The sequence below is a fragment of the Streptomyces katrae genome, from assembly GCF_000966975.1.
Taxonomy (GTDB): Bacteria; Actinomycetota; Actinomycetes; order Streptomycetales; family Streptomycetaceae; genus Streptomyces; species Streptomyces katrae.
The window spans coordinates 1-488 of record NZ_JZWV01001332.1; the positions used below are offsets into that span (position 1 = coordinate 1).

General features: G+C 75.4%; 1 pseudogene. It reads right to left on the bottom strand.

From position 1 onward, the window contains the following. Positions 1-52: 52 nt before the first annotated feature. Positions 53-488: pseudogene (locus VR44_RS36870) on the bottom strand (AAA family ATPase); the annotation flags it as partial.

The window sequence follows — 488 nt, forward strand, 5'->3', positions numbered from 1 at the left end:
GCCGCGGGCCGTTTCGCGTACCCGCCCCCCGCCGCAACCGGGGGACGGAGTCTCAGAACCGCGCGTGGGCGGTGATGTCGGCGTGGAACTCCCCGGTCATCGCGGGGGTCACCGTCGGCCGGCACTGGGCGACGGCCTCCAGGTAGTCGGCCGTGGTCGCGCCGGGCTGGGCCGCCGCGCCGCGGGCGCCGACCGACTCCAGGTCCCGTTCGAAGGACACCTGTGCCGCGATCCGCGCCGCGTGCTCGATGTCGGCGGGGGTGAACAGCTCGGTCGCCGCCACCAGGGCGGCCACGTCCACATCGGCGCGGCCGGCCGTGTAGCGGGACCAGATCGCCGCGCGGGCCCCGGCGTCGGGGGTGCCGATCGGGATCAGGTAGTCGAAGCGGCCGGGCCGCAGGAAGGCCGGGTCGAGGGAGCGGATGGAGTTGGTGGCGCAGACCAGCAGCCGCTCGTCGCCCTCCCGGAAGCCGGGTATCAGCTTGAGC